Consider the following 13587-nt stretch of genomic DNA (forward strand, 5'->3'; position numbering starts at 1 on the left):
GAGTCCCCCCGCTCGGACGGGGCCGCCCCCTTTTTCTCCCTCTCTCCCTGAAAGGAAGCCGAACATGGCCGCCATGGACGCCATCTCCGTCATCCGCGCCAAGCGCGACCGAGGGGAGCTGAGCGACGCCCAGATCGACTGGGTCATCGACGCCTACACCCGCGGCGAGGTCGCCGACGAACAGATGTCGGCGCTCGCGATGGCCATCCTCCTCAACGGCATGAACCGCCATGAGATCGCCCGCTGGACCGCGGCCATGATCGCCTCCGGTGAGCGCATGGACTTCTCCGCCCTGTCCCGCCCCACCGCCGACAAGCACTCCACGGGCGGTGTCGGCGACAAGATCACCCTGCCCCTGGCCCCCCTCGTCGCCGCCTGCGGCGCCGCCGTCCCGCAGCTCTCCGGCCGCGGCCTCGGCCACACCGGCGGCACCCTGGACAAGCTGGAGTCCATCCCCGGCTGGCGGGCCCTGCTCTCCAACGAGGAGATGCTCGCCGTCCTCGACTCCACCGGAGCGGTGATCTGCGCGGCGGGCGACGGCCTGGCCCCCGCCGACAAGAAGCTCTACGCCCTGCGGGACGTCACCGGCACCGTCGAGGCCATCCCCCTGATCGCCTCGTCCATCATGTCCAAGAAGATCGCCGAGGGCACGGACTCCCTGGTCCTGGACGTGAAGGTCGGCTCCGGCGCCTTTATGAAGACCATCGAGGACGCCCGCGAACTGGCCTCCACCATGGTCGGCCTCGGCACCGACCACGGCGTGCGGACGGTCGCCCTGCTCACCGACATGGCCACCCCGCTGGGCCTGACCGCGGGCAACGCCCTGGAGGTCCGCGAGTCCGTCGAGGTCCTCTCCGGCGGCGGCCCCGCCGACGTGGTCGAACTGACCCTCGCCCTGGCCCGCGAGATGCTCACCGCGGCCGGACTGCCCGACGCCGACCCGGCGAAGGCGCTGGCCGACGGCTCGGCGATGGACGTCTGGCGCCGCATGATCACCGCCCAGGGCGGCGACCCGGACGCCCCCCTGCCCGTCGCCCGCGAACACCAGGTGGTGACGGCCCCCGCCACAGGCGTCCTCACCCGCCTGGACGCGTACGACATCGGTGTGGCCGCCTGGCGGCTGGGCGCGGGCCGCGCCCGCAAGGAGGACCCGGTGCAGGCGGGCGCGGGCGTCGAACTCCACGCCAAGCCCGGCGACCTCGTCACCGAGGGCGCCCCCCTCCTCACCCTCCACACGGACACCCCGGACCGCTTCGGCTACGCCCTGGAGTCCCTGACGGCCGCGTACACGATCGAGCCCGAGGGCACCGCGTTCACCCCGACCCCGGTGGTCCGGGAACGCATCGCCTGACCGGAGATCTCCGCACGGGACCGGCGAAGGAGACTCCGCCGGTCCCGTTCCCCTGCCGGGAGAGGCGTCGGCCGAGCAGCTTCGGCGTGCCGAGGAGCGTGGGGTCGGCCGGGTCGGCCGAGGGGCTTCGGCGGGCCGAGGAGCGTGGGGTCGGCCGGGTCGGCCGAGCGGCTTCGGCGGGCCGAGGAGCGTGGGGTCGGCCGGGTCAGCCGGGTCGGCCGAGGGGCTTCGGCGGGCCCAGGAACGTGGCGGTGACCGGGTCAGCCGAGCAGCGCGGCGATCACCACCAGGACCGGCACTGACAACACCGTCGACAGCAGGATGGACTCCCGGGCCAGCACCTCCCCCACCCGGTAGCGGCTCGCGTAGGTGAACAGGTTCTGCGCGGCGGGCAGCGCCGACGTCACCACCACGTCCAGCAGAGCCGCCCCCTTCAGCCCGAAGACACCCGCCGCCAGCGCCCAGGCCAGCGCGGGCTGGGCAAAGGACTTCAGCCCTACGGCGAGCAGCACCGGCGTCCGCTCCGCGCCCCGCAGCGGCAGGGTGCTGCCCCGCAGGGAGATACCGAAGGCCAGCAGCACGGCCGGGACGGACATGTTCCCGATGAGGACCAGCGGATCGAGCACCGGCCCCGGCACCCGGACCCCCGTCGCCGACACCGCCACCCCCGCCAGCGACCCCACCGCTATCGGATTGCGCAGCGGGGTGAGCAGCACCTGCCACAGGGGCCGCCGTGTCCCGTCGCCGGTCGACAGATCCAGGATCGTCAGGGCGACCGGTGTGACCCCGATCAACTGGAACAGCAGCACCGGCGCCACCAGCGAGGCGTCCCCCAGCACATACACCGCGATCGGAATGCCCAGATTCCCCGCGTTCACATAACTAGCGCACAGCGCCCCGATCGTCGTACGGCCGACCCCCCACCGCCGGACGACGGCCACCGTCACGAAGACACCCGCCACCGCCAGAGTGCTCACCGCGGTCACCAGCAGCCGACTGGAGAAGATCACCGACAGATCGGCCGCCGCGAGCGTGGTGAACAGCAGGGCGGGGGAGGCCACATGGAACGCCAGCTTGGTGAGCACCTCGCGACCCTGGTCGCCCAGATGCCCCCGCAGATCGATCAGATACCCCACGACGATCACCACCGCGATCACCGCGAACCCGCTCAACACCCCCTGCACGGAGCCTCCTCGGCGAGGGCGAGGGCGCCTGTGCGGGCAGCGGATATCGCGGGCGGGTCTGATCCATGGGGCATACACCAACCCTCCGGGTCACAAGTCCCCAAGGTCAAGGTGGCGCCCGGCCCCGATCCACGGCCCCGATGCACCGCCCCGACACCCGGCCCCGACACCCGGCCCTGATGCACGTTCGGTCCCGCCACGGCCCTTCGGGCACACCGAAACCACACTCCGTGCCCTGCCCGGCCACACATGGCGAGCGGGCGCGATGAATTACGCCCGCGGCGCCGGTCTACCGCACGTGGACGCCAAGCCCCCTGCCGAGATCGTGCTCGCCGGACCTGTCACCCGGGACGAGGTGACGGGGCTGTGCGCCGAGGTACGCATACTGCTGGAAGCCTCGGGCGCCCCGGTGGTGGTGTGTGATGTCGCCGCGATCGGACCCCCGGGCCTGACGGCCGTCGATCTGCTGGCCCGGATGGAACTCACCGCCCGCCGGGCGGGCGGACGCATCCGGCTGCGCGACCCCGATCCCGCGCTACGCGCCCTCCTCGACCTGGTCGGCCTCCGCTTCGAGATGGAGGGGCAGTCCGAACAGCGGGAACCAGCGTGCGACATCGAGGAAGCAGTGGAAGCCGGTGATCCGCCCGGCTGAGATCTCCAGCACCTGCACCGCCCACGGCGAGAAGCCGCCCTTCTCCGGGTCGGGCTTGTAGTGCGCGAATCCCGGCAACCCATTGACCTGCACCGGACGCAGTCGCGAGTCCGCGCAGGCCGCTCCCAGCGTGGTCATGAAACCGGTGATGTCGTCCGTGCCGCGCAGCCACAGGTCGAACGGCGGCATGGTCATGATCGCGTCTTCGTGGAGCAGCGCGGTCAGGGCCGCCATGTCGTACCCCTCGAAGGCGGCGACATAGCGCTCCAGGAGTCTTTGCTGCTCCTCGTCCAGCGGGTTGGACACCGCCGCTTCGGCGCCCTCCTGCTCCCGATCGGCGAGCGTGGCACGGGCCCGCTGGAGCGCGCTGTTGACCGACGCCACCGTCGTCCCGAGCAGTTCGGCGACCTCGCTGGCCTTCCACGCCAGCACCTCACGCAGGATCAGCACCGCGCGCTGCTTGGGCGGCAACTGCTGGAGCGCCGCCATGAACGCCAGCCGCACCGACTCCTTGGCGACCGCCGCCTCCGCCGGGTCGGCCGTGGAGGGCAGCACCCGGGAGTCCGGCATCGGCTCCAGCCAGGTGTGGTCCGGACGCGGCGACAGCGCCGCCTGGGCCAGCGGGGTCGCCTCGGTCAGATCCATCGGACGGGCTCGCTTGTTCCCCGCGTTCAGCATGTCCAGACACACATTCGTCGCGATGCGATAGAGCCAGGAGCGGACGCTGGAGCGGCCCTCGAACTTGTCGAAACTGCGCCAGGCGCGGACCAGCGTGTCCTGCACCGCGTCCTCCGCCTCGAAGGACGAACCGAGCATCCGGTAGCAGTACCCGGTCAGCTCGACCCGGTGTTTCTCCAGCGTCGCGTCGAGGTCTGTCGTAGTCGCCGTGCCGTTGGTCATCGTCCACCCACCCCTGTGGCCGTTCAGTTCCGCCGCGGCGCCTCATTGCACCCAGCACCTTGGAAGCTACCGCAGCCCACTGACAATGACCCCTGGAGCCACCAAAACCCCAGGTCAGAGCCGACGTGAACATGTAATGTGCCCGCCCCTGACGCTGTAGGGGCGCTGGGGGTACCCCCTCTGGGGGAGGAACTGCGCGACCAGCCACACTCAACCCGCACCCGTCGACCGACCGATCCCCCCCCGGAACCCCTCACGCCACCCGAGGAACAACCCGAGCCGCCGCCCGAGACCCCACCACCGTGATCCCCACAACCCCCACCACCGCCAGCAACCCGACCCCCACAGTCCCGCCCCACCCACCCGCGTGGAACGCCACCGCCCCCACCGTGCTCCCCACACTCGACCCCACGTAATACGCGGACTGGTACAACGCCGACGCCTGCGCCCGCCCCACCGTCGCCGCCTTGCTCACCGCCGACGACGCCACCGCGTGCCCCGCGAAGAACCCCGCGGTGATCAGCACCAGCCCGCTCAGCACCAGCGCCAGCGACCCCGCCAGCGACAGCAGCAGCCCCGCCGCGGTCGTCCCCCCGGCCAGATACAGCGCCCCGCGCCGCCCGAGCCGCCCCACCAGCCGCCCGGCCGTGGACGCGGACACCGTGCCGACGAGATACACCAGGAAGATCGACCCCACGACCCCCTGCGGCAGCGAGAACGGCGCCTCGGTGAGCCGGTACCCGATCACCGTGTAGACCCCGCCGAACACGGTCATGAACAGCGCGCCGATCGCGTACAGCCGCCGCAGCAGCGGATCGGCGAGATGCCCCCGCACGGTCGCCACCAGCACCCGGGGCCGCAGCGAGCCCGGCGTGAAGTTCCGCGGCGCGGGCAGCAGCAGCCGGAACGCCACCGCGCAGCCCACCGCCATCAGTCCGAGCGCGCCGAGCGCGATCCGCCAGCCCCACTCCTGGGCGACCCAGCCGGTCAGCACCCGGCCGCTCATCCCGCCCACGCTGTTGCCCGCGACGAACAGCCCGATCGCCGTGATCAGCGCCCTGGGCCGGACCTCCTCCGCGAGATACGCGGTCGCCGACGCGGGCACCCCGGCCAGCGCGGCCCCCTGCACCGCGCGCAGCGCCACCAGCGCCGTCAGCGAGGGCGCGAACGGGATGAGTACGGCGACGCCCACCGCCACCGCCAGCGAGACGGTCATGACCGTACGCCTGCCGAACCGTTCCGACAGGGCGCTCATCGGGATCACGAACAGCGCCAGTCCGCCGGTCGCGGCGGCCACGGTCCAGCTCGCCTGGCTCGAGGTCACCCCGAAGTCGCCGGAGATCAGCGGCAGCAGCGCCTGCGTCGAGTACAGCAGCGCGAAGGTGGCGACTCCGGCGAGGAAGAGCGCGAAGCTCATCCGGCGGTACCCGGGTCCGCCGGGGGTGAGACGAGGGTCGGGACGGCGGTCGGCGGGAACGGCGGCGCCCAGCGTGCTGGACGCCCCGGTACTGGCGGGAGTCATGTCAAGAAGCGTGCTCCTCGTGCCGCTCATCCGTCCAATGCATGAACTCGCCATAATCGTTCCCATGACGCATCAGCACAGGCCACAGAGACGACTGTCACCGGGCAGTGACACAGAAGACATCGTCGCGTTGCTCGCCCCGCGCCTGGTCCACTTCGCCGGGGTCGCCCGCACGGAACACGTCACCCGGGCCGCCGCCGAGATGAACGTCCCCCAGTCCACGCTGTCCCGCTCCCTGGTCCGCCTGGAACAGGACCTGGGCGTAGAACTGTTCGCCCGCCGCGGCCGTACGGTGGCCCTGACCACCGCCGGTCACACCTTCCTCACCTCCGTGGAACGCGCCCTCGCGGAGATCGGGCGGGCCGCGGAGGAGGTCCGCGCGGACGCCGACCCGGCCACCGGCAAGGTCGCCTTCGGCTTTCTGCACACCATGGGCGCGGAGACCGTCCCGGGCCTGCTGCACGCCTTCCGTGCCGACCACCCGAGGGTCCGCTTCTCCCTGGTCCAGAACTACGGCGAGGCCATGCTCGAACGCCTGCGCGCCGGAGAACTCGACCTCTGCCTCACCTCACCGCTCCCGGACGCCCCCGACCTGGTCACCCGCCGCCTGGACGAGCAGAAGCTCCGCCTGGTCGTCCCCGCCGACCACCGCCTCGCCACCCGCAGACGCATCCGCCTGGCCGAGGCCGCCGACGAAACCTTCGTCACCCTGGAACCCGGCTACGGTATGCGCCGCATCACCGACGACCTCTGCCGCGAGGCGGGCTTCCGCCCCCGGATCGCCTTCGAGGGCGAGGAGACCGAAACGCTGCGCGGCCTGGTGGCCGCGGGCCTGGGCGTAGCCCTCCTGCCCCCACCGACGGTCCCCCGCCCCGGCGTGGTGGAACTGACGGTCACGGCCCCCAGAGCGGCCCGCCAGATCGGCGTGGCCTGGCTGGCAGACCACCCAGACACCCCACCGGTAGCCGCCTTCAAACACTTCCTACTGTCAAGAAGGGGAAACCTGCTCCCAACTTGAACAGCAACCCCCTCCAGGGGCGCTGGGGGCACCCCCTCTGGGGGAGGAACTGCGCAAGGGTTCACCAACGAGGCCCCACTGGCTCCCCACCTGAACAGGAACCCCCCTTAGGGGCGCGGGGAACTGCGCGCTCAGCCCCCACCCACCCGCACTCCGACCCCAACAGAACAACCCCCCACCTACCGATAAACCCGCCCAAACCCAGAAGCCAACGGCATCCGCAACCCCAACGGCGGCGGCGCGGCCAGCGCATCCCGCACAGGCCGAGCAAACGCCTTCCCGAACAACGTCCCCATCACAAAATTCGAGGACAACGCCAGCACTTCATCCCGGTACTGATGCAACCCATGCCGATCCGCATGTACTTCGAACCGACACACATCCCGGTTCGACTTCTTCGCCCGAGCCGCCAGCCGGAACGACAACTCCGGATCGTTCCGCTCGTCATTCGTGCCGTGCACGATCATCACCCGCCGCCCCACCAACTGCTTCACCGGTTCGGGCGACACCGCGACATCCTCCTCCGGCAGCCAGGGGGCGATCGCGAGCACGGAGTTGACGGCCTCATGCCCAGCCGCCCGCAACGCCGCCCGCGCGCCCATGTCGAACCCGGCAAGACAGATCGGCACGTCCCCATACCGCCGAACCACCTCGTCCGCGCCCCAGAGCGCGTCCTGCGCGAGCACCGCGTCCGTGCCGTTCCACCCCCGGTACCGGTAGTGGACGACATGCGCGGCCAGCCCCTCGTCGCGACCGGCGCGCAGCAGCTTGCGCCCGAGGGCGCGGACGGACGCCGTCGCCAACATGGGGGAGGGCCTGCGGGCTGAGGTCTCGTCACCGGTGGGGAGGAGCAGGACCACCGCGCTGACCGCCGCCGGCTCCGGGCCGAGGGCCCGTCCGAGACGGGCGCTGCGCAAGGGCGTCGCTTGCTGTGCCATGACAGAACAGTGTCAGAAGACCCGGTGGACTCGACCCGTCCGTGGGGTCACCGTTACGTATCGACGGAACTGTAGAGCGAGCGATCTACGCGCGTAGGAGTTAGAGTGCGAAAATGACGAGCCAGACTGACCGGAACCCGACGGAACGGAAGACGACCGTCCCCAGCCCGGACCAGATCCGCCGGGCACCCAAGGTGCTGCTCCATGACCACCTCGACGGCGGTCTCCGTCCCGGCACGATCGTCGACCTCGCCCGCGAGACCGGGTACACCGCGCTGCCCGAGACCGATCCCGACAAGCTCGGCATCTGGTTCCGCGAGGCCGCCGACTCCGGTTCGCTGGAGCGCTATCTGGAGACCTTCTCGCACACCGTCGGGGTGATGCAGACCCGCGACGCGCTCGTCCGGGTCGCCGCCGAGTGCGCCGAGGACCTCGCCGCGGACGGTGTCGTCTACGCCGAGGTGCGCTACGCCCCCGAACAGCACCTGGAGGGCGGGCTCAGCCTCGAAGAGGTCGTCGAGGCGGTCAACGAGGGCTTCCGCGAGGGCGAGCGGCGGGCGCACGCCGACGGCAACCGGATCAGGGTCGGCGCCCTGCTCACCGCGATGCGGCACGCGGCCCGAGCCCTGGAGATCGCCGAACTCGCCAACCGCCACCGCGACCGGGGCGTGGTGGGCTTCGACATCGCGGGCGCCGAGGCGGGCTACCCGCCCACCCGCCATCTCGACGCCTTCGAGTACCTCAAGCGCGAGAACAACCACTTCACCATCCACGCCGGAGAAGCCTTCGGACTCCCCTCCATCTGGCAGGCCCTCCAGTGGTGCGGCGCCGACCGACTGGGCCACGGCGTACGGATCATCGACGACATCCAGGTCGCCGACGACGGAGCCGTCACCCTCGGGCGGCTCGCCGCCTATGTCCGGGACAAGCGCATCCCCCTGGAGCTGTGCCCCAGCTCCAACCTCCAGACCGGCGCCGCCGCCTCGTACGCCGAGCACCCCATCGGGCTGCTGCGCAAGCTGCACTTCCGTACCACCGTCAACACGGACAATCGTCTTATGTCGGGCACGAGTATGAGCCGGGAATTCGAGCATCTCGTCGACGCTTTCGGATACACGCTCGATGACATGCAATGGTTCTCCGTCAATGCTATGAAGTCAGCATTCATTCCTTTCGATGAACGACTTGCCATGATCAATGACGTGATCAAGCCTGGTTACGCCGAGCTGAAATCCGAATGGCTGTTCCGGCAGACCGCCTCCACCAGCGGTTCTACCGACGGTTAGGGCCGAACGGGGGATGTGACGGACCCTGGGATGCGGGCGGGTGTTCACCACTCGTCCGCATTTCGATGTTTGCGGCGGAGGGTCCCGCGTGTTTACGTTCGTGGACCGCTCCCGATCCCCGTTCCGTTCATTTCAAGGACGCATTCATCATGAAGCAGTCTGCTGCCAAGACCCTCGGTGTCGCCGCTCTCGGTGCCGCCTTCGCCGCGACCGGCGCGGGTGCCGCCAACGCCGCCCCGGCGGCCGGTCCGGACGTCGCCCAGGCGCTGGACGCCGTCACCCGCACCCTCCCCGCCGAGAACGTCTCCCAGGCGCTCCCCGGCACCGCCGAGGCGCTGGCCCAGGGCCAGAACGCGCTGGGCACCGGCCTGGCCGCCGCACAGCCCGCCGCCGAGCAGGTGCTCGCCCAGGGCCCGACCGCTCCCGCCGCCGGTCTGCTCGGCGGACTGCCCGTCCAGGGCCTGCCCACCCACGGTCTGCCGGTCAACGGCATCCCGCTGGGCTGATCCGGAACCAGCCCGCGAAGAGCGCCGGGGCGCACCCCACACCCAGGGGGTGCGCCCCGGCGTCGTCGTACTACCAGGTACTACCAGGCCGTCCGGGCGGCCTTCTCCTCGGACGGGACGAATATCCACAGGCCGAGGTAGAGCAGGAACTGCGGGCCCGGCAGCAGACAGGACAGCAGGAAGATCACGCGCATCGTGGTCGCGGAGGTGCCGAAGCGCCGGGCCAGCGCGGCACACACACCGCCGATGACGCGGCCGTTGGTGGGGCGGGCGAGGCGGGACATGGCTGCTCCTTCGTGAGCGTCGCTCGGGGCCTCCGGAGTGGTGGCCCCATCTGATGTCCACCGTACGGAGACGAACCCTCCCAAGCGTCGCTCTACGGGGCGATCCCGACCCTGGTAATCGTCGGGGTGGGACCCTGAGCGGCCTCGTCCTGAAGGAGGGGCGCGTTCTCCACCCGGCCGGACGGAACCGGACGCGCGGCGCGCCGACGCAGCCGCGCGCGGGCCGCCGGGACGACCGCGACATGCGCCACCAGCACCCCCAGGGTGTTCAGCAGCAGCGAGTCGACGTCCGTCACCTGGCCCGGAACCCCGGTCTGGAGCAGCTCGATGGTGAGCGAGATCAGCGTCCCGGCGGCGATCGTGCGCAGCAGCGACGCGAGCGGGGAGCCCCACAGCCGACCGCCCACGGCGGGCAGCAGCACCCCGAGCGGCGCCAGCAGCGCGAAGCTCTCCCCGAGCCGGATCCCGGCGTCCGGCCAGCCCAGCGCCAGATCGGCGCGGATACGGGCCAGTGGCTGAAGATTGGCGGGAGCGACCCAGGGGACGTCGAGCGGACGCATCGTCAGCCAGCCGACGAACGCGAGGTGTACGACGAGGAGGACGGCTCCTGTCGCCCGGATACGGAGGGCGGGGCCGCTGCCGCCGCCCATCGAGCCTTGACGCTGCACGACCCCGTAGACGCGGTGCGCGGCGGGAACGGTTCCGGCGCGGGACCCGTCGGGGGGTGAGGCGTGGGACACATCCCGGTCCGGGGATGAACCGCTCAGCCGGACGTGACGTCCTCCGACGGCGGCGCCTGCGCCCCCGGGTCGGTGCGGACCTCGTCGGTGCAGTCGTAGCGGCGCAGCGGGGTGCCGTCCGGACCGCCCAGGATGACCGAGCCGTCGCCCTCGGCCGCCTCCGAGTCGGAGAACGTGCAGACGATCTGCGCGAGGGCGTAGGTGGTGAGGTCGGTGGGGGCGACGCTGAGCCGCAGTGTGTCGTCGGGCTCGTCGCCCCGCGGACCGGTGACGGTCAGGCCGCGGCGGACGTCCGTGGTGTAGCCCGCCTCCTTCTCCGTGTCCGACGGCTCCTCGGCGAGCTGGTCCAGCAGGCCCTGGGCGACCTGGACGCGGCGCGCCGCCGCCCCCGACTCCGGCACCAGCTCCACCAGCCGGTCCAGCGCGACCAGCGACGACCCGCACAGCAGGAACACCTGGGCCGGGAGGCCGAGCGGGGTACGGGAGGTGATGTCGTCGCCGGTCACCGAGCAGTGCGCCCGGGAGGGGGCCGGCCCGAAGTCGGTGGGCACCTCGGTCGCCCGGATACCGCACCCGGTCAGCAGCGCGCCGAGCAGCGGGACACAGAGCAGCCGGAGAGGGGGCAGCCGGAGAGGGGGCAGCCGGAGAGAGGGCAGGGCCCGTCGTACATTCATCCGCTCATCCGTTCGCACCCGTGATGCCTGCCGTACGTACCCGCCGTACCCGCTCTGTCCGTCACGCCTCGGTCCCCTGGTCCTGCGGGTGGTCCTGCGGGTGGTCCGGCGGGTGGTCGTCGTCGTCCTCCGGGCCGGGTGGGGACGAGCCGTCGCGCGGCAGGCGCAGGGTGAACACCGCGCCGCCCTCGGGCGAGTTCTCGGCGATGATCTCGCCGCCGTGGATGTGCGCGTTCTCCAGCGCGATGGACAGACCGAGGCCGCTGCCCTCGGAGCGCGGCCGGGAGGCGCTGGCCTTGTAGAACCGGTCGAAGACATGCGGCAGGACGTCCTCGGGGATACCGGGGCCGTGGTCACGGACCCGGATCACCACCTCGTCGTCCTCCTCGCGCACCGCCACCCGCACCGGCGAACCGCCGTGCTTGAGGGCGTTGCCGATCAGATTGGCGAGGATCACGTCCAGGCGGCGCGGGTCGAGCTGGGCGTGGATGCCACGCGCGGCGTCCAGCTCCACCGCGTCCAGCCAGGCGCGGGCGTCGATGCAGTGGGTGATCTGGTCGGCCACGTCCACATCGTCCAGGACCAGCCGGGCGGTGCCCGCGTCGAAGCGGGTGACCTCCATCAGATTCTCGACCAGGTCGTTCAGCCGCCGGGTCTCGCTCACCACCAGCCGTACCGCGGGCTCGATCATCGGGTCGATCGTGCCGTCCTCGACGTCCAGCTCCTCCTCCAGCACCTCGGTGACCGCGGTGATCGCGGTCAGCGGGGTCCGCAGCTCATGGCTCATGTCCGCGACGAACCGGCGGGACGCCTCGTCCCGCGCCGCCATGTCCGCGACCCGCTTCTCCAGCGCCGCCGCCGCGTTGTTGAAGGTCCGGGAGAGATCGGCGAGTTCATCGGTGCCGGAGACCCGCAGCCGGGTGTCGAGCCGGCCCTCGCCGAGCCGCCGCGCCGCGACCCCGAGCCGCTGCACCGGCTTGAGCACGGTGGTGGCGGCGGCCTGCGCGAGCAGCGCCGAGCCGATCAGCGCGAGCCCGGTGGCGATCCCCAGCGACCAGGCCAGCGAGTTGAGGTCCTTGGCCTCCGGCTCCAGCGACTTGAGCATGTACCCGGTCGCCCCACCGCCGATCACCCGCGTCCCCGCCACCAGATAGGGCGTCCCGTCGTCCACGATCCGCTGCCAGTACAGGTGGTACGGCGAGCTGTTGCCGTCGGTGGTCGGCTGGCGCTTGTCCACCGCCGTACGCAGCGACCGCGGTACGTCCTGGAGGCTGAAGCCGCTCAGTCCGCCCGAGCTGCCGGAGACGGTCCGGCCTTCGGCGTCCTCGGCGACCAGCAGCACCGTGAAACGCTGGCTGCTGTTGGTGGCCATCTGGCCCGCGGTGAGCTGCAACGCGCTCTGGGCGGGGCGTTCGGGCAGCGAGCCCGCCCGGTTCTGCATCTCCTGCTGGAAGTCGCGCAGCACCGCGTCCTGGGTCCGGGTGAGCACCGCCTCCCGGTTCAGCCAGTACGCGATGGCGGACGCCGACACCGCGGCGGTCAGCGCGACCAGCCCGAACACCACCACCAGACGCAGCCGCAGACTGGTGAAGCGCAGCCCGGACAGCACCGCCCTGCGGGCCCCGGCCCAGCCGCGGTCCCCCCGTTCCCGTTCTGTCACTGAGGCGGGTCCAGCCGGTAGCCGACACCTCGCACGGTACGGATCAGCGACGGGGACGACGGCACGTCCTCGACCTTGGCACGCAGCCGCTGCACACAGGCGTCCACCAGCCGGGAGTCACCGAGGTAGTCGTGCTCCCACACCAGCCGCAGCAACTGCTGGCGGGACAGCGCCTGACCGGGCCGCCGGCTCAGTTCCAGCAGCAGCCGCAGCTCGGTCGGGGTGAGCTGGAGGTCCTCGCCGTTCTTGGTGACCGTCATCGCCGCCCGGTCGATGACCAGACTGCCGAAGGTCGCCGCGTCGTTCGCCTCCCGCTCGCCCCGGCGCAGCACCGCGCGGATCCGGGCGTCCAGCACCCGGCCCTGCACGGGCTTGACGACATAGTCGTCGGCGCCGGACTCCAGGCCGACCACCACATCGATGTCATCGCTGCGCGCGGTCAGCAGGATGATCGGCAACTGGTCGGTGCGCCGGATACGACGGCACACCTCGAAGCCGTCGATGCCGGGCAGCATCACATCCAGCACGATCAGGTCCGGCCGCTGCTCACGGAGCAGTTTCAGACCGTCCTCACCGCTGGCAGCGGTCGCCACCCGGTGTCCCTGGCGCGTCAGTGAGAGCTCCAGGGCCGTTCGGATGGCGTCGTCGTCCTCGATCAGCAACAGGGAAGGCACGGCCTCATTCTGGCCCATGAGGGGTTCGGTGTTCGACCTGTGGGTGCGGATCAGGTGCGGATCGGGTGCGGATCGGCGGCAGTCCCCAGCTCGGACGCATATCTGAACCCTGTGCGCGATCTTGGAATCACGGGGCGATGACAGGTCGCGGACCCCTGTGACAGGTCTGTGACACATGGCGGACACGGCGATGAAGGT

General features: G+C 71.2%; 14 protein-coding genes. 5 read left to right on the forward strand and 9 right to left on the reverse strand.

Annotated features, from left to right (window positions below; all coding sequences use genetic code 11):
* Positions 1 to 73: 73 nt before the first annotated feature.
* The gene (locus tag AB0D49_RS03595) at positions 74 to 1351 is read left to right on the forward strand and encodes a thymidine phosphorylase (RefSeq protein WP_362750756.1); all 1278 of its coding nucleotides are present in this window, start codon (positions 74 to 76) and stop codon (positions 1349 to 1351) included.
* Between the two features lie 260 nt (positions 1352 to 1611).
* Here AB0D49_RS03595 and AB0D49_RS03600 read toward each other — a convergent pair whose 3' ends face one another.
* Positions 1612 to 2535: an AEC family transporter gene (locus AB0D49_RS03600; protein ID WP_362750022.1), complete on the reverse strand. Its 924-nt coding sequence runs from the start codon at positions 2533 to 2535 to the stop codon at positions 1612 to 1614.
* A gap of 265 nt (positions 2536 to 2800) precedes the next feature.
* On the opposite strand from AB0D49_RS03600, the gene AB0D49_RS03605 reads away from it, so the two are divergent.
* A complete protein-coding gene (locus tag AB0D49_RS03605; RefSeq protein ID WP_362750025.1) occupies positions 2801 to 3187 on the forward strand; it encodes an STAS domain-containing protein in 387 nt (128 codons plus the stop codon).
* On the opposite strand, the gene AB0D49_RS03610 is transcribed toward AB0D49_RS03605, so the two are convergent.
* Together AB0D49_RS03610 and AB0D49_RS03615 are read right to left on the reverse strand one after the other, a co-directional pair.
* Entirely contained in the window at positions 3071 to 4087 is a 1017-nt protein-coding gene (locus AB0D49_RS03610) for a sigma-70 family RNA polymerase sigma factor (protein ID WP_362750028.1), read from the reverse strand. The genes AB0D49_RS03605 and AB0D49_RS03610 overlap by 117 nt on opposite strands.
* Positions 4088 to 4340: 253 nt before the next feature.
* A complete protein-coding gene (locus tag AB0D49_RS03615; RefSeq protein WP_362750031.1) occupies positions 4341 to 5609 on the reverse strand; it encodes an MFS transporter in 1269 nt (422 codons plus the stop codon).
* 64 nt (positions 5610 to 5673) lie between these two features.
* On the opposite strand from AB0D49_RS03615, the gene AB0D49_RS03620 reads away from it, so the two are divergent.
* Positions 5674 to 6627, forward strand: coding sequence for a LysR substrate-binding domain-containing protein (locus AB0D49_RS03620; RefSeq protein ID WP_362750034.1), 954 nt, complete (start codon positions 5674 to 5676; stop codon positions 6625 to 6627).
* A gap of 179 nt (positions 6628 to 6806) precedes the next feature.
* Here the strand turns inward: AB0D49_RS03620 and AB0D49_RS03625 are convergent, their stop codons facing one another.
* Positions 6807 to 7565 (reverse strand): alpha/beta hydrolase, encoded by a 759-nt coding sequence (locus AB0D49_RS03625; protein ID WP_362750037.1) that lies wholly within the window; start codon positions 7563 to 7565, stop codon positions 6807 to 6809.
* A gap of 113 nt (positions 7566 to 7678) precedes the next feature.
* Between AB0D49_RS03625 and AB0D49_RS03630 the strand changes: the two genes are divergently transcribed.
* Positions 7679 to 8851 (forward strand): adenosine deaminase, encoded by a 1173-nt coding sequence (locus AB0D49_RS03630; RefSeq protein ID WP_362750040.1) that lies wholly within the window; start codon positions 7679 to 7681, stop codon positions 8849 to 8851.
* 149 nt (positions 8852 to 9000) lie between these two features.
* Positions 9001 to 9357 (forward strand): ATP-binding protein, encoded by a 357-nt coding sequence (locus AB0D49_RS03635; protein WP_362750043.1) that lies wholly within the window; start codon positions 9001 to 9003, stop codon positions 9355 to 9357.
* A gap of 80 nt (positions 9358 to 9437) precedes the next feature.
* Here the strand turns inward: AB0D49_RS03635 and AB0D49_RS03640 are convergent, their stop codons facing one another.
* The 5 genes from AB0D49_RS03640 to afsQ1 form a co-directional block, all read right to left on the reverse strand.
* Positions 9438 to 9641, reverse strand: coding sequence for a PspC domain-containing protein (locus AB0D49_RS03640; protein ID WP_362750046.1), 204 nt, complete (start codon positions 9639 to 9641; stop codon positions 9438 to 9440).
* 92 nt (positions 9642 to 9733) lie between these two features.
* Complete coding sequence (locus AB0D49_RS03645; RefSeq protein WP_362750050.1) at positions 9734 to 10309, reverse strand: VanZ family protein; 576 nt, start codon at positions 10307 to 10309, stop codon at positions 9734 to 9736.
* 95 nt (positions 10310 to 10404) lie between these two features.
* Positions 10405 to 11055, reverse strand: coding sequence for a hypothetical protein (locus tag AB0D49_RS03650; protein WP_362750053.1), 651 nt, complete (start codon positions 11053 to 11055; stop codon positions 10405 to 10407).
* Positions 11056 to 11116: 61 nt separating this feature from the next.
* A complete protein-coding gene (locus AB0D49_RS03655; protein WP_362750055.1) occupies positions 11117 to 12715 on the reverse strand; it encodes a HAMP domain-containing sensor histidine kinase in 1599 nt (532 codons plus the stop codon).
* Positions 12712 to 13389 carry a two-component system response regulator AfsQ1 gene (gene afsQ1, locus AB0D49_RS03660; RefSeq protein WP_355737772.1) on the reverse strand — a complete coding sequence of 226 codons (678 nt, stop codon included), beginning with the start codon at positions 13387 to 13389 and terminating at the stop codon, positions 12712 to 12714. Before afsQ1 ends, AB0D49_RS03655 begins: the two co-directional genes overlap by 4 nt.
* Between the last annotated feature and the right edge of the window lie 198 nt (positions 13390 to 13587).

Source organism: Streptomyces sp. NPDC048290 (genome assembly GCF_040652095.1).
Classification (GTDB): domain Bacteria; phylum Actinomycetota; class Actinomycetes; order Streptomycetales; family Streptomycetaceae; genus Streptomyces.

What these genes read in the sequence shown, in the direction of transcription:
- AB0D49_RS03615 (WP_362750031.1), bottom strand. Translation starts at nt 5,609, where the DNA reads ATGACTCCCGCCAGTACCGGGGCGTCCAGCACGCTGGGCGCCGCCGTT.
- AB0D49_RS03595 (WP_362750756.1), top strand. Translation starts at nt 74, where the DNA reads ATGGACGCCATCTCCGTCATCCGCGCCAAGCGCGACCGAGGGGAGCTG.
- AB0D49_RS03640 (WP_362750046.1), bottom strand. Translation starts at nt 9,641, where the DNA reads ATGTCCCGCCTCGCCCGCCCCACCAACGGCCGCGTCATCGGCGGTGTG.
- AB0D49_RS03630 (WP_362750040.1), top strand. Translation starts at nt 7,679, where the DNA reads ATGACGAGCCAGACTGACCGGAACCCGACGGAACGGAAGACGACCGTC.
- AB0D49_RS03635 (WP_362750043.1), top strand. Translation starts at nt 9,001, where the DNA reads ATGAAGCAGTCTGCTGCCAAGACCCTCGGTGTCGCCGCTCTCGGTGCC.
- AB0D49_RS03620 (WP_362750034.1), top strand. Translation starts at nt 5,674, where the DNA reads ATGACGCATCAGCACAGGCCACAGAGACGACTGTCACCGGGCAGTGAC.
- AB0D49_RS03605 (WP_362750025.1), top strand. Translation starts at nt 2,801, where the DNA reads ATGAATTACGCCCGCGGCGCCGGTCTACCGCACGTGGACGCCAAGCCC.
- AB0D49_RS03610 (WP_362750028.1), bottom strand. Translation starts at nt 4,087, where the DNA reads ATGACCAACGGCACGGCGACTACGACAGACCTCGACGCGACGCTGGAG.
- AB0D49_RS03625 (WP_362750037.1), bottom strand. Translation starts at nt 7,565, where the DNA reads ATGGCACAGCAAGCGACGCCCTTGCGCAGCGCCCGTCTCGGACGGGCC.
- AB0D49_RS03650 (WP_362750053.1), bottom strand. Translation starts at nt 11,055, where the DNA reads ATGAATGTACGACGGGCCCTGCCCTCTCTCCGGCTGCCCCCTCTCCGG.